23 protein-coding genes are annotated in these 18453 nt (G+C 64.5%); 9 read left to right on the plus strand and 14 right to left on the minus strand.

Annotation, left to right across the window (positions count from 1 at the left end; translation table 11 throughout):
- Positions 1–59: 59 nt before the first annotated feature.
- Positions 60–1457 carry a class II fumarate hydratase gene (locus tag SynM161_RS08980; protein ID WP_186540966.1) on the plus strand — a complete coding sequence of 466 codons (1398 nt, stop codon included), beginning with the start codon at positions 60–62 and terminating at the stop codon, positions 1455–1457.
- 2 nt (positions 1458–1459) lie between these two features.
- Here SynM161_RS08980 and SynM161_RS08985 read toward each other — a convergent pair whose 3' ends face one another.
- Entirely contained in the window at positions 1460–4234 is a 2775-nt protein-coding gene (locus SynM161_RS08985) for an RNA helicase (RefSeq protein ID WP_222930175.1), read from the minus strand.
- Positions 4235–4480: 246 nt separating this feature from the next.
- Here SynM161_RS08985 and SynM161_RS08990 point away from each other — a divergent pair, with 246 nt between their 5' ends.
- Entirely contained in the window at positions 4481–4711 is a 231-nt protein-coding gene (locus SynM161_RS08990; protein WP_114989413.1) for a hypothetical protein, read from the plus strand.
- On the opposite strand, the gene SynM161_RS08995 is transcribed toward SynM161_RS08990, so the two are convergent.
- Positions 4708–5628 carry a bile acid:sodium symporter family protein gene (locus tag SynM161_RS08995; RefSeq protein WP_186540967.1) on the minus strand — a complete coding sequence of 307 codons (921 nt, stop codon included), beginning with the start codon at positions 5626–5628 and terminating at the stop codon, positions 4708–4710. The genes SynM161_RS08990 and SynM161_RS08995 overlap by 4 nt on opposite strands.
- Before the next feature lie 54 nt (positions 5629–5682).
- Between SynM161_RS08995 and SynM161_RS09000 the strand changes: the two genes are divergently transcribed.
- From SynM161_RS09000 to SynM161_RS09020, 5 genes are read left to right on the plus strand one after another with little or no spacing between them, the layout of a single operon-like run.
- Complete coding sequence (locus SynM161_RS09000) at positions 5683–6822, plus strand: 8-amino-7-oxononanoate synthase (RefSeq protein ID WP_186540969.1); 1140 nt, start codon at positions 5683–5685, stop codon at positions 6820–6822.
- Positions 6822–7508, plus strand: coding sequence for an alpha/beta hydrolase (locus SynM161_RS09005; RefSeq protein WP_255441764.1), 687 nt, complete (start codon positions 6822–6824; stop codon positions 7506–7508). Before SynM161_RS09000 ends, SynM161_RS09005 begins: the two co-directional genes overlap by 1 nt.
- A complete protein-coding gene (locus SynM161_RS09010; RefSeq protein ID WP_186540972.1) occupies positions 7490–8254 on the plus strand; it encodes a methyltransferase in 765 nt (254 codons plus the stop codon). Before SynM161_RS09005 ends, SynM161_RS09010 begins: the two co-directional genes overlap by 19 nt.
- Complete coding sequence (gene bioD, locus SynM161_RS09015; protein ID WP_186540973.1) at positions 8251–8910, plus strand: dethiobiotin synthase; 660 nt, start codon at positions 8251–8253, stop codon at positions 8908–8910. The genes SynM161_RS09010 and bioD overlap by 4 nt, the downstream gene beginning before the upstream one ends.
- Positions 8907–9062: a hypothetical protein gene (locus tag SynM161_RS09020; RefSeq protein ID WP_170951106.1), complete on the plus strand. Its 156-nt coding sequence runs from the start codon at positions 8907–8909 to the stop codon at positions 9060–9062. The genes bioD and SynM161_RS09020 overlap by 4 nt, the downstream gene beginning before the upstream one ends.
- 4 nt (positions 9063–9066) lie before the next feature.
- Here SynM161_RS09020 and SynM161_RS09025 read toward each other — a convergent pair whose 3' ends face one another.
- Positions 9067–9342, minus strand: a complete 276-nt coding sequence (locus tag SynM161_RS09025; RefSeq protein WP_370593048.1) for a hypothetical protein — start codon at positions 9340–9342, stop codon at positions 9067–9069.
- A 16-nt stretch (positions 9343–9358) separates the two neighbouring features.
- Between SynM161_RS09025 and bioA the strand changes: the two genes are divergently transcribed.
- Positions 9359–10657 carry an adenosylmethionine--8-amino-7-oxononanoate transaminase gene (gene bioA / locus SynM161_RS09030; protein ID WP_186540974.1) on the plus strand — a complete coding sequence of 433 codons (1299 nt, stop codon included), beginning with the start codon at positions 9359–9361 and terminating at the stop codon, positions 10655–10657.
- Positions 10658–10668: 11 nt separating this feature from the next.
- Here bioA and SynM161_RS09035 read toward each other — a convergent pair whose 3' ends face one another.
- Both SynM161_RS09035 and SynM161_RS09040 read right to left on the minus strand, forming a co-directional pair.
- Positions 10669–10941, minus strand: a complete 273-nt coding sequence (locus tag SynM161_RS09035) for a DUF3143 domain-containing protein (RefSeq protein ID WP_255441765.1) — start codon at positions 10939–10941, stop codon at positions 10669–10671.
- Positions 10883–11422, minus strand: coding sequence for a J domain-containing protein (locus SynM161_RS09040; RefSeq protein WP_186540975.1), 540 nt, complete (start codon positions 11420–11422; stop codon positions 10883–10885). Before SynM161_RS09040 ends, SynM161_RS09035 begins: the two co-directional genes overlap by 59 nt.
- 25 nt (positions 11423–11447) lie before the next feature.
- On the opposite strand from SynM161_RS09040, the gene rsmG reads away from it, so the two are divergent.
- The gene (rsmG, locus tag SynM161_RS09045; protein WP_186540976.1) at positions 11448–12179 is read left to right on the plus strand and encodes a 16S rRNA (guanine(527)-N(7))-methyltransferase RsmG; all 732 of its coding nucleotides are present in this window, start codon (positions 11448–11450) and stop codon (positions 12177–12179) included.
- Between the two features lie 9 nt (positions 12180–12188).
- Here rsmG and SynM161_RS09050 read toward each other — a convergent pair whose 3' ends face one another.
- From SynM161_RS09050 to SynM161_RS09085, 9 genes are all read right to left on the minus strand, one after another.
- A complete protein-coding gene (locus SynM161_RS09050; RefSeq protein ID WP_186540977.1) occupies positions 12189–13388 on the minus strand; it encodes an aldo/keto reductase in 1200 nt (399 codons plus the stop codon).
- Entirely contained in the window at positions 13388–13738 is a 351-nt protein-coding gene (locus SynM161_RS09055) for a ferredoxin (RefSeq protein WP_244272378.1), read from the minus strand. The genes SynM161_RS09050 and SynM161_RS09055 overlap by 1 nt, the downstream gene beginning before the upstream one ends.
- 3 nt (positions 13739–13741) lie before the next feature.
- A complete protein-coding gene (locus tag SynM161_RS09060; RefSeq protein WP_186540979.1) occupies positions 13742–14134 on the minus strand; it encodes a DUF1257 domain-containing protein in 393 nt (130 codons plus the stop codon).
- On the minus strand, positions 14134–14337 hold the full coding sequence (locus SynM161_RS09065) for a DUF2997 domain-containing protein (protein WP_115010030.1): 204 nt from the start codon (positions 14335–14337) through the stop codon (positions 14134–14136). Before SynM161_RS09065 ends, SynM161_RS09060 begins: the two co-directional genes overlap by 1 nt.
- A gap of 75 nt (positions 14338–14412) precedes the next feature.
- Positions 14413–15225: a HEAT repeat domain-containing protein gene (locus tag SynM161_RS09070; protein ID WP_186540981.1), complete on the minus strand. Its 813-nt coding sequence runs from the start codon at positions 15223–15225 to the stop codon at positions 14413–14415.
- Positions 15226–15255: 30 nt separating this feature from the next.
- Positions 15256–15381, minus strand: a complete 126-nt coding sequence (locus tag SynM161_RS12135; RefSeq protein WP_011365010.1) for a hypothetical protein — start codon at positions 15379–15381, stop codon at positions 15256–15258.
- 30 nt (positions 15382–15411) lie between these two features.
- A complete protein-coding gene (locus SynM161_RS09075) occupies positions 15412–17166 on the minus strand; it encodes a sodium:solute symporter family protein (RefSeq protein WP_186540982.1) in 1755 nt (584 codons plus the stop codon).
- A 54-nt stretch (positions 17167–17220) separates the two neighbouring features.
- Positions 17221–18279, minus strand: a complete 1059-nt coding sequence (gene rlmN, locus SynM161_RS09080) for a 23S rRNA (adenine(2503)-C(2))-methyltransferase RlmN (RefSeq protein WP_186495892.1) — start codon at positions 18277–18279, stop codon at positions 17221–17223.
- Entirely contained in the window at positions 18276–18428 is a 153-nt protein-coding gene (locus SynM161_RS09085) for a hypothetical protein (RefSeq protein WP_006850847.1), read from the minus strand. Before SynM161_RS09085 ends, rlmN begins: the two co-directional genes overlap by 4 nt.
- Positions 18429–18453 lie beyond the last annotated feature (25 nt).

Genomic DNA, 18453 nt, shown 5'->3' on the forward strand with positions numbered 1-18453 from the left:
CGACCACCGGACAGTGATCACGGATGATCGATGGAACGCTCGATCGCGCCGTGGATCCGATGACGCAGCCGTTCAGGATTGAAACCGACAGCCTGGGGGGCATTGAGGTGATGTCCGAGGCGCTCTGGGGAGCACAGACCCAGCGGTCGCTTCAGAACTTCGCCATCAGCGACGAACGGATCCCGCTTGAAATCATCCAGGCCCTGGCCTGGATCAAGCGCTCCTGCGCCACGGTGAACGGCCAGCATGCGCTTCTGAACCCACAACAGGTGGAGCTGATCTGCACGGCGGCCGATGCCATTGCCGCTGGCCAGCACAACGATCAGTTCCCACTGCGGGTCTGGCAGACCGGAAGCGGGACCCAGACCAACATGAACATCAACGAGGTGATCAGCAATCTGGCGTCTCAGGCCTCAGGCACCGCCCTCGGCAGCCACAGCCCAGTGCACCCGAATGACCACGTCAATCGGTCGCAATCCACCAATGATGTGTTTCCCGCAGCGATTCACGTCGCCGCGGCCAAGCACCTGAAGGACGGGCTGCTGCCGGCGCTCGATGCCCTGGTGCAGGCCTTGGATGCCAAAGCCCAGGCCTGGATGCCCATCGTCAAGATTGGCCGCACCCATCTGCAGGATGCGGTGCCCCTGCGTCTGGGCGATGAAGTGGGCGCCTGGCGGGATCAACTCAAACAAGCCCAGGCATGGCTGGAGGACTGTCTGGTCAGCCTCGGCGATCTTCCCCTGGGGGGCACCGCCGTGGGCACGGGGTTGAACACGCCGCCGGGCTTCCGCCATGCCGTTGCGGACGAGCTGAGCCGGGTCGCCGGCGTCAAGGTTCGTCCCGCTGACAACCTCTTCGCTGTGATGGCCGGCCATGACGCCCTCGTTCAAGCGATGGGCCAACTTCGCCTGCTGGCGGTGGCCCTGCTCCGGATCGCCAACGACGTACGGCTGCTTGGGTGTGGCCCCCGGGCAGGTCTGGGCGAGTTGCGGCTGCCCGCCAACGAACCCGGCAGCTCGATCATGCCGGGAAAAATCAATCCCACCCAGTGCGAAGCCATGGCCATGGTCTGCACCCAGGTGATCGGTCTCGATGGCGCCGTGGCAGCCGCTGGCGCAGGAGGCCATCTGCAGATGAATGTCTACAAGCCCTTGATCGGCTTCAACCTGCTGCAGTCGATCCGCATGCTCAAGGACGCCATGACCAGCTTCCGCCAGAACCTGGTGGAGGGTTTGGAGCCGGATCGGGAGCAGATTCAGCGGTTCGTGGATCGCTCCTTGATGCTGGTCACCGCCTTGACCCCCAGCATTGGTTACGAAAAGGCCAGTTCCATCGCTCAGCATGCCCACCATCAGGGGTTGACGCTGAAGCAGGCGGCCCTGGAGCTCGGCCACATCAGCGAAGTCGACTTTGATCAGCAGGTGAATCCCGGCGCCATGGCCGCTCCGGAGGCCTGACCTCAGGCGGCCCGCTCCGTTGCCGGGTTGAGCGCAGCGGAAGCCGGCACCAGATCCTCGGCTTCAGCCACGGGGAAGCGGTTGATCGCTTTCAGCGCCTGACGGGCATGGCTGCGCAGTTGCTCGCTGATCGCTTCGCAGTAGGGCACCTGGGCCAGAAGGTCCACGGTGCGGCGCATGATGCGCACCACATCGCCCTCATCCAGCGAGGTATTGGCGATCAGATCGCTCCAGGAGGTTCCCCGCGCCCAGGCATCCACAAGGCCCATGAGCTCGGGTTCCCACCAGGCCGGCACCACCACACCGGCGCGTTCCTGGGCCCGCAGCAGCTCGCGACGCAGACCCGAAAGATCCTGCAGGGCTTCCTCAGCTGCAGCAGGCGGTGGAAAGCCACTCCACAGGTCGGGGCGGTTGACCTCGGTGCTGATCGCCTCGAACACCGCTGCCAGGTCTGGGGGGGAAAGGTCATCGAGATGGCCACTCATCAGCGCCAGCCCCAGCCAGAGTTCGTTGTCGCCCCGCAAGGCAGCAACGGTGCGGCCGATCTCCGTGGGATCCAGCTCATCGAGGCATCCGAAGTGCTGGAGGATCTCCATCAAAGCCAGGAAGGTCTCCCAGTGGCGGTTGGCCCGCTGATGCAACAGCTGCTGCCGTTCAGCGATCTCCAGCTCCAGATCTTCCATGCGCCGGCGGTGCTTCTTCAGCTGTTTGCGATCTCCCCAGCGATGGGCCGGATGCTGCTCCTGCTCCTGCTCCAGATCCCGCACCAGCCGGGCCTGGGTCAACACCTCCCCAGCCAGGTCGTATTGCGGGGTGGTCATGTCGTGGCGCCGGGCCATGTGGGCCACGGCTAACGCCAAACCACCACTGGCCTGATCGCCATGGCGCAACTCACCGGAGCGGGAGAGCTCCGGGACATCCAGGCCATCCACCTGCAGGCAACTGAGCTCCGCATGGATGCTCACCACGGCCTGACAGGGCAGCAGGATCCAGACGTTTTCATCGGTCAGGCAGAGCAGCAGCGGGAACTGACCGGGCCCCTTCACCTTCTCAACGATCACCGCGGGCGCGACGCGCCCCCGCAGCTGCGGCGATTTGAGGCTGACCAGGGTGCCGGTGCTGGCGAACTGCAGGGCCATCGTCAGCTCATTGGCCAGCGTCTCCTCGGCCTGCTGCTGAAGGATGCGGAGCAAGCGCCGCTCTTCGCGGAGCCGCCCACGCATTTTTTCGTAGTCCTCAAAATCTTCCCAGGGGATGTCACCGGCGACACCCTCCAGCTGGCTGAGTTGCAACCGCAGCTGCGACAGGTTCTCCTCGTCCTCCACGAGGTCCAGCCCCGCCAGGTAGCGGCCAAAACTGCGCTCCACCAGCTCCCTGGCCTTGGCCAGATCGTGGCGCTGCAGCAGGTTGAGAACCATGCCGTAGCTGGGGGTGAACTGGCTCACCAGGGGGTCGGCGGGACTTGTCGCCAGTTGACCTGCCTCACGCACACCTTCAAACCGGCTTTGCACCGTCACGACGTAGCCCTGAGAATCGAGGCCCCGCCGTCCGGCCCGGCCGGCCATCTGGAGGAACTCACTGCCCATCAGCGGGCGATGCCCCCGCTCGGTGCGTTTGGAGAGGGCCGCAATCACCGTGCTGCGGGCCGGCATGTTGATGCCTGCCGCCAGGGTCTCCGTGGCGAAGACCACCTTCACCAACCCCTGCTGGAAGAGCTCTTCGATCAACTCCTTCCAGGCGGGCAGAACACCGGCGTGGTGGGCAGCGATGCCCCGCAGCAGCGCATCAGCGTGAATTCCATCCCGAACGGCCTCGGGGTTGTTGTGGCTGTAGGCGGTTAGGCGTTCCTTGATCCGCGCCTGCTCCTCCTGGGTCACCAGGCATTGCACCCCCAGATCACGCACCGCCTTGTCACAACCGCGGCGGCTGAAGATGAAATAAATGGCCGGGAGCATCTGCCGCTCCGCCATCTGAGCCACAACAAAGCTGATCGGTGGTGGCTCGGGTTGCGGCGGCCTCTGGGAACGCCCTTTGCGCTTGTGCCCCTTGGGCGCGCGCCAGACCTTGCAGTTGGGATGAAGACCCGTACCGGCTTCGTTGAGCAGTGGATGCAACCCCTTGGCACTGCAGAAGCTGAACTGCAGCGGTACCGGCCGGTGATCACTCATCACCAACGTGGTCGGACCATGCACCTTCTCGATCCAGTCGGTCAGCTGCCCGGCATTGGCCACGGTCGCGGAGAGCGCCACCAGCTGCACCGTGGGTGGGCAGTGAATGATCGACTCCTCCCAGACCGTGCCGCGCTGGGAATCGTTCATGTAATGGCACTCATCGAGCACCACCGCTTCCACATCAGCCAGGGGATCGTCATGCTCATCCGCCTCGGCGTAGAGCATGTTGCGGAAGATCTCCGTGGTCATCACCACGATCGAGGCCTCGCGATTCACGCTGAGGTCACCGGTCATCAAACCCACGTTCTCCGCACCGAAGTGATCGCGGAAATCGCGCAGTTTCTGGTTGGACAGAGCCTTCAGCGGTGTTGTGTAAAAGACCTTCTGGCCATGGGCCAGGGCGCGATGAATGGCGTATTCCCCGATCAGCGTCTTACCGGATCCCGTAGGGGCACTGACCACGACCGAGTGCCCCTGGTTGAGGGCATCCGTGGCCTCCAGCTGGAAATCATCCAGGGGGAAAGGAAAGATGTCTGAAGCCTTCAGCGGAGCACTGGAATCGACATCGGACTCGGATCGGGGGGTGACCGGTGTCGATTGGTTCATCGAATGATCTTAAGGAGCCTGGCTGAGCACTCTTTTCAACCAAGCGATAAGCCACGCCAATGCAATCAATCAGATGTGCCGACCTCCTTTGACGGGACCCAACCGAATCATTAAAAATGTTGAAGAGAATGTATCGAGCTCTGGCAAGCACACCAGAGCTTTTTTTGTGCCTGCAATTAAGCGGTCGAAATGGTGACAGCGGCACTTCGCCGGTGCCATGACAGAGGAGAACGAACGCCACGGCCTGTGACCAGCACCCAGCTCACCAAGCCGCGGCCGGCTGAAGACACCCTGATCGATGCCCTGAGGGGCTGCCGCGACGTGAAGGAGCTGAAGGCCCTCGAACAACGCCTGGCATCCACAACCGATGCGCCGCCGCTGTTCACCTGGATCTGCGATCTGCTCGTGGCACGACGCATCTCCCGTGGCCTCGCCGCCCGCCTGCTGTTTGAACTCCACAACGGGGACTCGACCTAGGGCGAGCGGCGCCTCCACACGGCAGCAAGGGCACTGCCGATCAGGCAGTGAATCACTGCAGAGATGGCACCCGGCAACGCCGTAAGGGGACTGGCGAACCCGCCACTGCGGGCGAGCACCACGGCCAGTCCCGAGTTCTGCATGCCCACCTCGATGCTGATGGTGCGCTGAGCCTGCACGCTCTGCCCCGCCAGCAGGGGAATCAGCCAGCCGAGCAGGAAGCCGCCGCCATGCAGCAGCAGGCAAGCCAGGATCAGCACAGGCCCCTGCTGACGCAGCACAGCCGTCTGGCTGCCCACGATGCTGGAGACGATCATCACGATGGCCATCACCGCCAGGGGAGGCATCACCGGCTCAATCCGCTGGGCCACACCAGGCAGACCACGCTTGAGTACAACCCCAACGGTGACCGGCAGCAACACCACCTGAAGCACGGCCAGGAACAGAGCCCAACCGTCCACCGGCACGTACTGGCTGGCCAACACCTGCGTGAGACGCGGGGTCAACACCACCGCCGCCAGGGTGCTGATCGTGGTCATGACCACCGACAGCGCCACATCGCCACGGCCGATCAGAGCCACCACATTGCTGGCGGTCCCCCCCGGGCAGCAGCCGACCAGAATCAAGCCCACCGCAAGCGGGGCAGGCAGATGAAGAGCCGCCGCGATCCCAGCGGCAAGGCCCGGCATCACCAGAAACTGCACCAGCACCCCCAGCAGCATGGCGCGGGGGCGTCGACCCACCCGGACGAAATCAGCGGGTGTCAACCCAACGCCCATGCCGAGCATGATCACGCCGAGTCCAAGGGCGATCAGTGGCCCCTTGAACCAGATGAACAGCGGGGGATGCAGCAAGGCCAGCAGAGCTCCCAGCAACGTCCAAAGCGGAAAGAGCAGAGTGAAACGCTCCCAGGTCATGACGATCAGAGGACTGCGGCCATCCTTGTTCAGGGCGGATTCCAGACTGTTGTGATGCGGGACCACGCTTCTCCCATCCCCCCAGCCCGCCGCCGACGCCTGCGGAGCTTGAACTCCGGCCAGGAGCCCTGGCAGCTGCAGGATCCCGCCGGAGCCGGTCAGCTGGTTGATCTGGCGAGCAACGACTACCTCGGGCTCAGCCGTCATCCCGATGTGCTCGCAGCGGCATCGGAGGCCATGGCCTCCGATGGCGTTGGTGCCGGTGGATCTCGCCTGATCACCGGAACCCGACCACGCCATCTGGAGCTGGAAGCAGCTCTCGCCACCTGGCTGAACCGTGACCGGGTGCTGCTGTTCCCCAGCGGATTTCAAGCCAACATCGCCGCCCTAACGGCCCTGAGTGACAGGCACACCATCGTGTTGGTGGACCGGCTGATCCACCACTCGCTGCTGGCCGGCGTCCGCACCAGTGGGGCGCGGCTGCAACGCTTTGCCCACAACGATCTTGAAGATCTCGACCAGCGGCTGCAGCGGCTCAAGCCGACAACACGGCCACCACTGGTGGTGACGGAAAGCCTGTTCAGCATGGAAGGCACCAGCCCTGATCTGCAGGGCATCGCCGACCTTTGTGCCCACCACGGTGCACAGCTTCTGGTGGACGAAGCCCATGGCCTGGGGGTGCTGGGGCCCGGCGGCCGTGGGCTTTGCCATGGACTTCAACGGCCTGTGGCCTTGGTGTGCGGCACCTTCGGCAAGGCCTTCGGCAGCGGAGGTGCGTTTCTGGCTGGGGACCACACCACGATGGAGCTGCTGCTGCAAACCAGTGGGGCCTTCCGCTACACCACGGCCCTGGCCCCACCGCTGGTGGCGGGAGCCCAGGCTGCCCTGCGCCTGATCCAAGCCCATCCCAACTGGGGAAGCGAGCTGAGCCTGCGCTCAGAACGCTGGAGGACAGCACTGGCGCACCAGGGTTGGGCGAAACCGGCAGGACACGGCCCCGTTCTCCCGCTGTTGGTCGGGGACGACCAGGACGCGCTCGACCTCCAGCAACAGCTGGAGCAGGCGGGGCTGCTGTCGGTGGCGATCCGGCCGCCCACCGTGCCGGAGGGGACCGCCCGTTTGCGCCTGGTGCTGCGGCGGGACCTGCCGGAGGGCACATTGGAGCAACTGCTCGCAGCCCTCGGCTCTCGATGATGCAGGTCCTGGCGATGCATGGTTGGGCTGGCCAGGCCGGCACCTGGTCCCACTGGCGTCAACGCTTTGAAGACGGGGGAGCGAAATGGTCCAGCGCGGACCGGGGCTACAGCGGCGGTGAGACCGTTGCTCCGGCATGGCCCCCCGGCCCAGGACGCAACCTGTTGATCGCCCACTCCCTGGGGCTGCACCTGCTGCCGGCAGCTTTGCTGGCGCAGGCCGATGCGGTGGTGCTGCTGGGGAGCTTCAGCGCCTTCGTGCCCCACGGGCGCGCAGGGCGCGCGGTGGCGGTGGCTCTGAAGGGGATGCAGGCGGCCCTGGGCACCGACGAGGAACTGATGATGCTGGAGCGCTTCCTCGACAAAGCCGCTTCACCCCATGCCCGCAGCGCCCTGCCCCCAGCCCCCCTGCTGCAGGGTTTGACGAGCCTGGGGCGCCAGCGGCTGCAGCAGGATCTGGAGCTTCTGGCGCGCTGCCAGAGCCTGCCAACGGGCTGGCCTGAAGCGGTGCCTGTGCTGGTGGTGCAGGGCGAACAGGACGCTGTGGTGCACGCCGCATCAGCACAGCAGCTGATCGATGACCTCGGAGCGCAACCGCTGACCCTGCAGCGGGATCCGAATTGGGGCCACGCACTGATCACACCAACGGTGCTCTCGGTGGTGCAGCAATGGCTGGGGGCCCTGTGATTCGCCCCGACCAGGTGCTGGAGCGCTTCAGTCGCGCAGCACCGACCTATGCAGGCGAGGCGTTGCTGCAACGGGCCATGGCCTGGCGCCTGGCCCAACTGAGCCGTCGCTGCTCCATCCGACGCGGCCTGTGGGCTGACCTCGGCAGCGGCACCGGTCATCTGGCCGCAGCCCTGGAAGTCGCTCATCCAGGCCAGCAGGTAATCCGTCTTGACGGAAGTGCCGCCATGTTGAACAGCCACCCCCATGGAACTCACACCCTGCGGCATGACCTGAGCCGCGGGTTACCGAACTGGAGTGAGCCTCCGCAACTGCTGGCCTCCAGCTTTGTTTTGCATTGGTTGCCGGATCCAGCCCAGCAGCTTCGGCGTTGGGTGGATGCCCTGCCAAAGGGGGGCTGGCTGGCCCTGGCGGTGCCGGTGGCTGGAAGTTTTCCGCAATGGCAGCACGCCGCCCGGGCAGCGAATCAAACCTGCACGGCCTTGTCCATGCCGGTGCGGGAGCAACTGATGGCAGCCCTGCCGGATGGGGTGGTGCAACGGGACGAGTGCCTGAGCTTCACCCAACGCGCCGCCAATCCACTGCGGCTGCTGCGACCGATGAGCAACATCGGCGCCTCCGTCACCAACGGGGGCCAGCTCTCCACAGGCCAATGGAAGGCCGTCTTCCGAGCTTGGCCCCAAGCCGATGCATCAGACGAGTTCGCCCTGACCTGGAGGATGTGGGTCCTGATGGTGAAGCGATGAACGGCAGCGTCAGTCGCCTGGTGGTGTGCGGAACCGACACGGACGTCGGCAAAACCGTGGTGAGCGCGTGGCTCGTGCAGGGGCTTCAGGCCAGCTACTGGAAACCGGTGCAAAGCGGACTGGAGGGCGGCGGTGACCGCGAACGGGTGCGGCAGCTGTTGAACCTCCCGCCGGAACGGATGCTGCCCGAGGCCTATGCCTTCCGAGAGCCGGTCTCCCCCCACTGGGCCGCCGAACTGGACGACACGCCACTCGACCCTGCCCAACTCGCCATTCCCCAGCATCAGGGATCCCTGGTGGTGGAGACGGCTGGAGGGTTGATGGTGCCCCTCACCCGCAACTGGCTCCAGATCGATCAACTGGTGGAGTGGCAGTTGCCCATCGTTCTGGTGGCCCGCAGTGGACTGGGCACCCTCAACCACACCCTGCTCAGCCTGGAAGCGTTGAGACGGCGGAATCTCACGGTGTTGGGACTGATCCTCAACGGCCCCCTCCATGCCGACAACCCGGGGACCCTCAAGCAGTTCGGTGACGTCCCCGTTCTGGCGCAGCTCCCGCCCCAGGCCTCGCTCTCAGCAACGGTTCTGGAGCAGCTTTGGCACGAGCAGAATCTCACCACTACATTCCGAGAAGTGTTGAAGCGCTCGTCCCCGTGACTTCACGTCAAACCCTCGCGACCCTGGCTGTTTCAGCACTCTGCGTTGGGATTCTGGTGCTGTTCACCGACATCGAGGTGCAGCTGGTGCGCTGGGTGAACTGCAGCGCCATCGCCACAGAGGCGGAAAAGAACAGTGACGTCTGCCGCTGACCCCTCAACCCAGGGCCTTTGAACCGGTAGGGCAGGTGCCCAGACGCATCGCGGCATGGCGGACGGCGACCCGCAGCGGCCATCCGTGACTGAGTTCAGCCTGGATCACCTCCAGCTGGGACGACGACCAACCCCGCAGCTCGAGATCACTGCGAATCGCTTGCCAGTCGCCCTCAGGGACAACGAGACGTCGCTTGGCCGACGGCTCAGGCCGCGTGGTGGGAACAAAACGCTTGGATTGACGACGGGTGCGTGGGGCAGCCATCCGGGGCATCTCCAACAGCTCCAGATTCAATATGGCAAAAGCTGCCGCTGCTGCCATGGGGTCGATCCGCCATCCGAATCTTTGGCCCCCCTTCACCCAGATGGCCAGCGCAGCCAACTCCCAACGGGTGGTGTCTGGAGACGGTGCCCTGCTGATCCGTGAGCAAGGCGAGCCCCTGATCGATGCCATCAGCAGCTGGTGGGTCACCCTGCACGGCCATGCCCATCCGGTGTTGGCCAAGGCCATCGCCGATCAGGCCGCCCGCCTCGAGCAGGTGATTTTTGCCGACTTCACCCATGAGCCTGCGGAACAGCTGGCCGTACGCCTGAGCGGCCTCTGCGGCCTGCAACGGCTGTTCTTCTCCGACAACGGCTCCACGGCGGTGGAGGTGGCGCTCAAGATCGCCTGCCAGTGGTGGGCCAACCGGGGCCAACCGCGCTATCAGATCGTCGCCTTCGACGGGGCTTATCACGGCGACACCTTCGGAGCGATGGCCGTTGGCGAACGCAACCTGTTCAGCGCCCCCTTCGAAGACAAGCTCTTTCCCGTCGCCCGAGTTCCCTGGCCGGCCACCTGGTGGGACGACGATGCCGTGGAGGCCAAGGAATCTGCGGCACTCGAGGTGCTCGAGCGCGTGCTGGAGACACCGACAGCGGCGGTGATCCTCGAACCGCTGCTGCAGGGGGCCGGGGGCATGGCCATGGTGCGGCCAGAGTTTCTGAGGCAGGTGGAGGCACGCACCCGCCAGGCGGGAGCCCTGCTGATCGCCGATGAAGTGCTCACCGGCTTCGGACGCTGCGGCGACTGGTTCGCCAGCCGGCGAGCGGGCATCCGGCCGGATCTGATGGCCCTGTCCAAAGGCTTGACGGGGGGATGTCTGCCGATGGGCGTGACCATGGCCAGCGAAGCGGTGTTCGAAGCCTTCGTCGGTGACGACCCCTGCCTGACCCTCTGGCACGGCCACAGCTTCACGGCCAATCCACTGGGCTGCGCCGCGGCCAACGCCAGCCTCGACCTGCTGGAGCGCAACCCCGCTGCCTTTCAACAGTTCGAACAACGGCATCGTCCTCATCTGGAGCGGTTGGCGCGCCATCGGAAGGTGCAACATCCCCGGCTGACGGGGACGGTGGCCGGCTTTGACCTCGTTGTGGAGGGGAGCTCGGGCTACCTCAACCCGGCGGGGCCGAAGCTGAAACGGCTGGCGATGGAGAACGGCGTCTTCCTCCGCCCCCTGGGCCAGGTGGTTTATCTGCTGCCACCGCTCTGCATCAGCGATGCCCAGCTGGAACGCTGCTATTCGGTGCTGGAGCAGGCCCTCGATCAGCTCTGAAGCTGCTGGTCTCAGGGTCCCGCCTGAATCGCCGCCTCGACATCGGCCCTGGAGAGGCCATAGGGCAGCGAACACTGCACCATCGCCTCCAGGGAACCCGGGTGCCAGATCACTTTGAGGTCCTCCCGTTCCAGCAGCAACAACGCTCGCCATTCAGAACGTTCGAGCATCCACTGGCAGGGGTTGTCGTCCATGCGGACGGCACCCAGCTGCTGGAGCCAGGCCTCAAGCGCCGGGAGAGAGTGCTGATTCAGCGGGGTGCTCTCCGGGGGCAGGGCGGCCATCAAGTTGCGAACGCACGGATGTGTTCTGAGTCTGCTCATCCGCCAGCCAACTCGGCGACACCTGCCAATCGCGGCCCTGGGCAAGCGCCACCCCCAACCCCAACACCAGGCTGAGCAACAGCGCGATGCTCAACAGCACCAGCGAGAACCATTCCCCACCGGAGAGGGGCCTTCGTTGACCAATGCCCTGCCAGGCATCCGGGCGGGACTCACGCTGCAGTGGCGGGGGCGATGACGGCGCCTGGGCGCCAAGACTGAGGGTTGCCTGGCTCTGGCGCAGCAGAACGTCGTAGGACTCCTTGAGCTGCTGAAACGCAATGCTGGCCTGCTCGGGCGGCAGTTGCGTGGTGTCGGGATGCAGGGCCTTGGACTGGCGTCGAAAGGCCTGGCGCAAGGTTTCAGCGTCAACCCCGGGACGCACGCCAAGCCGTTCGTGATGGCTGGGGCGGGCTTCGGACACAGGGGACGGCCGGTCCTTCATCCTAAGAAGAGTTGTTGCTGCAGCCATGGCCGCCACCGCGCCTGAACCGGCGTTCTGGGACGCCCTGGAATGGCAGCCATCGCAGGCGCAGCGCGACCAGCTGATGGAGCTTCAGGGCCTGCTGCAGAGCTGGAATGAACGGGTCAACCTGACGCGCCTGGTGAACGGCGACGATTTCTGGATTGGTCAGGTGTTCGACAGCCTCTGGCCGCTGGCGGCGGAACTCCAGTCCGCAGACGAGCCGCAGCACTGGATTGATGTGGGAACCGGAGGAGGCTTCCCCGGCCTCGCCATCGCCATTGCCCTTCCCCAGGCACAGGTGACCCTGCTGGATTCCGTCGGACGCAAGACCGCCGCCGTGGAGGCCATGGCCGGAAGCCTGGGCCTTGCCGATCGGTTGCGGGTCCGCACCGAGCGGATCGAAACCACCGGGCGCGATCGCCACTTCCGCGGCAGCTTCGATCGCGCCGTAGCCCGGGCTGTGGCAGCAGCTCCCGTGGTGGCCGAATACCTGGTGCCCTTGCTGAAGAGCGACGGCCAGGCCCTGCTGTATCGGGGCCAGTGGACGGACAGCGATGCCGTGCCGTTCAACAGGGCCCTGCGGCTGCTTAAGGGCCATCTGATCGAGGTGCAGCACCGGGAACTGCCCGGTGATCGCGGCACGCGGCACCTGCTGCGGGTGCAACCGAACGGCCCCTGCCCCCGCAGCTACCCAAGGGCCGTGGGAACACCCAGCCGGGATCCTCTGGGGAGCTAAAAGGAACGCTCAGACGCTCGACAAGCGCATCTGGGATTCGCCCTTGAGCCGCTGCTTGAGGCTGCGCAGAATCTCTGGGATGCGCTCACGCCACGGGCTCTCCTGCAGGACGCTCTGCAGCTCTTCGGCACTGACCTCCGCATCAAAGCCATCGGCATTGGCCCCGGCAAACCAGTGGCCGCCGGAGCCCAGCAACCCATAGCGGGCCTTGGCATAACTCTCGAGATCCCAGGCCTCCAGCAGGTTGTACAGCCAAAGCAACACCGGCAGGTTGATCTCCCCAGGCGTCGCATGCCAAGGCGGCAGACCGACGGACCAGGTGGCCATCCAGTCACGACCCAATGCTTCATCGGCCGCCTGCCGAAGCCGCTGATCCACTGGAGCAACCAAGGACGCTGCCTCCGGCAGAAGGCGCAACGCCTCCAGGTGAAGCTCGAGATCCTCCGGCCGGGCCGCTCCCACGCTGATGGTGTGAACCCGCGGATCCTGGAGACAGAACAGGTCGTTGAAGACGATGGGATGCAGCGGTGCACACAGCTCCAACAGCCGTTGGGATGGCGTGTGCAGATGGCCGCCCTTGTCAGTGGGACTGATGATGAACACCCCCATGTCCTGACGGCGGGCCGCATCCAAGGCAGGGCCGTTGTCCTGGCGGATGTAATACCAGTGCAGATTCACGTAATCGAAGGCACCGGAGTCGCAGGCCTGTGCGATCAAAGCGGTGGGGCCATGGGTGGAGAAACCCACGTGACCAATACGGCCCTCCGCCTGCCAGCGGCGCACCACCTCCATGCAGCCCCCGGGTTGAAGGGTCTGCTCAAGATGCTCCGGCAGGTTGATGCCGTGGATGGCCAGTAAATCAAGGCGATCACAGCCCAACCGCTCAAAACTGAGCTCCAGCTCCGCCTCGAAGGCGTCGGCATCGGGCCGGGGAGGCACCTTGCTCTGCAGCAGACGGGAGGGGTCGGGTGTGCGCGGCAAGGCCCAGCCCAGCTGACGTTCGGAGCTGCCGTAGTGCCGCGCCGTTTCCACATGGTGAAAGCCCAGATCCACCGCGCGCTTCAGAGTCGCCTCGAGCTGGGTCTGCGATGCAGACGTGATCTCATCAGCTGGAAGGTCGGTCCAGCTCTGCTGAAAGCGCATTCCCCCGAGAGACAACAGGGGGATCTCAAGCTCCGTGCGGCCGAATCGGCGGGTGGGAAGCGCCATCAACCCTGGGGACGCGGTTGCAGATTCTGGCGAATCAGGTTTTGCCGCAACGTTTCCAACGATTCAAAGGGAACCCAGTGAATGCAATCCACAGGACAGGTGTCGATGGCCTCCTGAATGCATTCGGTGGAGTCACCGTCCTGCCGGATGGCCCTTGAGCGTCCCAGATGCGGCTCAACAACAAAGGTGTTCGCAGCCACGTGAGCGCAGTATCGACAGCCGATGCAGACGGCTTCATCCACCCAGACAGCCTGATCGCGCATGTCTCCCCCGAGCAGGGGTTCCCTCCCGGTGGCCTGCTCCTGCGGGCGAGCGGGGGCGGAAAAGGCGTGAGATGAAGGATCAGCCAGGATTCAGGCGTCCCAGCGGGTCACCACGAGTTCGATCGAACCATCCTCGGTTTGGGTCTGCTCGGCAACCTGAAATCCTTCCTTAGTGGTTGCAGCCAGAACCGTATTCAGGGCGTAGCGCTGGGTGAGCTTGGAGAGAAAACGTTCCACAGGAATCTGCTGCTTCCACAGATCAAGGTCGGTGACCAGCTCATAGGACTCCGATGAGCTGTTCCAGCGGAAACCGATGTCACCACCGTCCTGCACGGCGATGGCCAGATCAGCGGTGACGGTCTGGCCGCGGTAGCCGCGCACGGGACGTTCACCCTGATCAGGGGCATAGCCCATGTCTTCCAGGGCTTTCACCAGAGGCTCCAGCTGACGCAGTTCGGTTTTGACGGTGCTGAAATGCGACATCAGTTCAAATGAGCGGGAAGAGACTGGGACTGGACCTCAGGCTGCAGAAACGCTTCGGATGTGGACTCCTGACGTTCAACCGTTCCAAGAGCAGCTTCCACTTCTTCAGTGAGCTGCTGGCACGCTTCACCAGCAACACCCTCGACCCGTTCTTCCACACGGCCGTCAGGCCGAATGGTGAAACGAATGGTCTTCTGGGGCATCGAAGAAGCGTGTTTTGCGCAGCAATCTAGTGGGGGTCACCCCTGAATGTTGCGTTTGCCGTTACAAGAGCGGCGCTACAGGATGAAACCGTCGTTGATCAGAGCCTGCAGGCGTTCCAGCACCAGCGGATCCTCCAGCTGCTCGAGGGCCGTTCTGGCCTCATCGCGCACGGAGATCTCCCCGTCATGGAGCAGGGAACTCACCAAGGCTTCAACGATCTCGGCTTGCCGCGGCTGCACCAGCTGATCCATCAAACGGCCCAAAGCCCAGATGCAGTTGCTGCGCACCACCGCTTCACTGTCGATGCGCAGACTCACCAGCAATTGCCCCGCTGCGGGATCGGCCTTGACCGGGGAACGGCTGCCGGCTTCCGCCAGGGATCCCGGACACCAGAGGCGCACCGCTGCGACATCCGTCTGCAGCGCCCGGATCAACGGATTGAGCACCGGAGCATCGGGGAAATTGCCCAGGCTCCAGGCCGCAGCCTTGCGGACGTAGGCATTGGCATCGAGCTGAAGCAGCTGCAACAGCGGCTCAACAGCCGGCGGCGATGGATTGCGGCCCAAGGCGTAGACGGCACTCATCCGCTCCACCGGACAGGAGTTCTGGAGCAAGGGCAGCAGCAGGGCAATCGAACGGGGATCACGGTGTTCACAAAACACCTGCAGGCCCTGCAGCCGTTCTCCGTGGTTGCCACGCAACCAGACCAGGCCCTGGTCACAGGCCCGGGCAATCTCTAGGGAGGAATCCTGCTCGGCGTCATCGAGCTGGATTGCATCAAGCGGATCAACGTCGTCTTCCGCCGCCAGCTCACGCGCCAGCAGATCAGGATCAACAGAGAGGCTGGACAGCCCCTGGTCCTTCTGTTGGCTGCGGTCGTCAGTCATGCGGGGATGCTACGGGAGCCATTCCAGGACTCAACCCATCGGGGCTGGAGCCAGCATGTCACCGGGAAGCCAGATGCGGGCACTCACAGCGAACAACGCCAGGGCAAACAGAAGAACAATCAGAGCCGGCAGAAGCGTGGAACGAAAAAACGACACCGGAACAGGCCAATCAAGGCGTCATTCTGCTCAAGAGGGCACGGCATCGACTCGCCGCCGCAGCTGCCAGATCGAGAGGATCAGCACCGACAGACCGATCCAGCCACTCCACTGTTGATGCAACAGGAAGCCTCCGGTGCCGAGCAGGCCGCCAAACAACACACCACAGGCCAGCATGAAGCGCCGCAGCATGGCCGGCAACGACTCCATCGGCATGACGCCGAAGCGATGGCGCAGGCGTGACCACCCGGGGCCCGGAGGACGCACCGTCCGCACAAACCGCTCCAAAACAGCATCCGATTCCGGCGGTGTGCTCAGCATCACCGTCAACCAGACCACAGCGGAGAGGCCGGTGATCACCGCAATGCGAACCCCGTAATCCTCGATCCGAACCAGGGGCACCACCGAAGTGAACACCCCAACGAAAAAGCCGCAGAGCATCGCCGACAGCTCCGCGGCTGCATTCACGCGCCACCAGAACCAGCGCAGCACCAGAACCACACCGGGGCCGGACCCGATCGCGATCACCAGCCGAAACACCGTGCCGATGCTGTCGCTGATCAAAGCGGTGATCACCCCAAGAACGAGCAGCAGAACCGTGGTGAGTTGTCCCACCAGCAACAGCTCCCGCGAACCGGCAGAGGGGCGAACAAAGCGCTGATAGAGGTCGTGGGTGAGGTAGCTGGCTCCCCAGTTCACCGAGGTGCTCACGGTGCTCATGAACGCCGCCACCAAAGAGATCACCACCAGGCCGAGCGCCACCGGGGGCAGCAGTTGCACGGCCAGGGCGGGATAGCCGAGCTCAAGATCAGCGCCAGCCGGCAACAGCACCAGGGCCGCCAACGCGACCACGATCCAGAGCCAGCTGCGCACGAGGTAATTCACCACCAGAAACACCCAACCCGCCAGCCGCGCCTGCTGCTCATCGCGGGTGGCCAGCATGCGCTGGATGAACTCGCCACCCCCATCGCTGCGGCGGAAACTCCACCACTGCACAGCGATGTAAGCCGTGAACATCGGGATGCTGATGCCGCTGCCCTGCAACCAGTGGAAGCCCGCGTCATCCCAGGTCCAGGGCACCAGAGACAGCAGCTCCGGCCGCTGCAGCGCCTGCAGTTGTTCCAACAACGCTGTCATCCCTCCTGCGGCATGGAGGGCAGCCGCAGCCACGGCCAGGGCACCCGCCAACGCCAGCACAAGCTGGACCAGATCGGTGACCACGACGGCCCAGAGCCCACCGGCCACGGTGTAACTCATCACAAGCAGAGCCACGACCATCAGGAGCCAAACCGTGTCCGTCAGTCCCAGTGCTGCGGGTTGACCCGACACCAGCCCCAGCGCTTCCACCACCTTGCGGAGGGCGAGAAAGGCATAGCCGATGCCAATGCAGTTCACCGGCACGGCCAGCAGGAAAGCCTTGATGCCGCGCAACCAAGCCGCCGCCGCTCCGCCATAGCGCAGCTCGGTGAAGGCGGCGTCGGTGAGCACACCGCTGCGGCGCCAAAGGGGTGCGAAGACAACAGCCATGGCCACGTGGGCCAAACCAAAGCTCCACCACTCCCAGTTGCCCGCCAGGCCGCGGGCACCCACCAAGCCGGCGACGTAAAGCGGCGTATCGATTGAGAAGGTGGTGGCCGCCATCGAGGCGCCGGCCAACCAACCGTTCAGACGACGGCCAGCCACGAAATAATCCGCCTCGCCGCTGTTGCGGCGGGCCAGCCACAACCCCAACACCAGGGTGAGAACGAGGTAAGCAGCGAGAAGCAGCCAATCGATCGCTGTCATGCGCAGACCCCGTTCCTCAGCAGTCTGCTGAGGAACGGGGCATCAGCCCACCCTTCAGCTCCCGGATGAATTGGGGGCCATCTGCTGACGCCGGAGCTGACCGCAGGCCGCATTTTGATCGAGCCCCCGGCTGGCCCTGAGGCTCACGGCAACACCGCGCCGCTCCAACACACGACGAAACGCCTCGATCCGCTGCGGCGTTGGTCGTTTGAACTCCTCCTCCTCAATCGGGTTGTAGGCGATCAGGTTCACGTGGCTCTGAAAACCACCAACGCGATCCGCCAGCTCTGCGGCGTGCTCGGGCTGATCGTTGAGTTCACCGAGCAGGATGTACTCAAAACTCACCCGCCGACCGGTCACATCCAGATAGTGACGGCAATCCTCGAGCAAAGCCTCATAGGGGTAGGCATGGGCTGTGGGAATGAGCTCCTCGCGCAGCCGCTGGTTGGGGGCATGGAGGCTCACCGCCAGGGTGAACTGGGCGCGGCCCAGCCGCTGCATGGCCAGTTCCGCGAGTTGCGGCAAGGTTTTCGGAACACCCACCGTGCTGACGGTGATGCGCCGTTGGCCGATGCCGAGATCATCATTGAGGCAGCGGATCGCCTCCAGCACAGCGCTGCTGTTGAGCAGGGGCTCGCCCATGCCCATGAACACGATGTGGGAAGGACGACGGTCCATCGCCTCACGCACACTCAGCACCTGATCCACGATTTCGTGGGTCTGAAGTGAACGCTGCAGCCCCCCTTTGCCGGTGGCACAGAAGCGGCAGGCCATGGGACAACCCACCTGGCTGGACACACAGACGGTGAGCCGTTGGTCGGTGGGAATCCCGACCGTTTCAATGGTTTCGCCGTCCTCGGTGGAGAGCAGCAATTTGGTGGTGGCATCCGTGGCCACCGAACGATGCACTTCCTTCAGCCGGCCCACATCAATGCCGCTCTCCAACAAGGCGGCACGCCAGGTCTTGGGGAAGACCGTGATGTCGGCCAGGGATCGAGCCCCCTTGGCATAGATCCAGTCATGCAGCTGACGGCCGCGGAACGGCTTCTGTCCCTGGGCGACGGCCCAGTCCTGCAGCTCGGCCGCGCTGCGACCCAGCAGAGCCTGGGTCACCAGATCAGCAGACCATGGCCAAGCTTGATCTCCACCGCCATCAGGGCGATGAAGCCAAGCATGGCCAGACGTCCATTCAGCCGCTCGGTATGGGTGTGGAACCCATATTTGGGCAGGCGTCTCTTGGGGATCTCAGTGGGCTCAAGCATGGAAGGGGCTGCAATGGTGAACGAT

This window comes from Synechococcus sp. M16.1 (genome assembly GCF_014279895.1).
Classification (GTDB): domain Bacteria; phylum Cyanobacteriota; class Cyanobacteriia; order PCC-6307; family Cyanobiaceae; genus Parasynechococcus.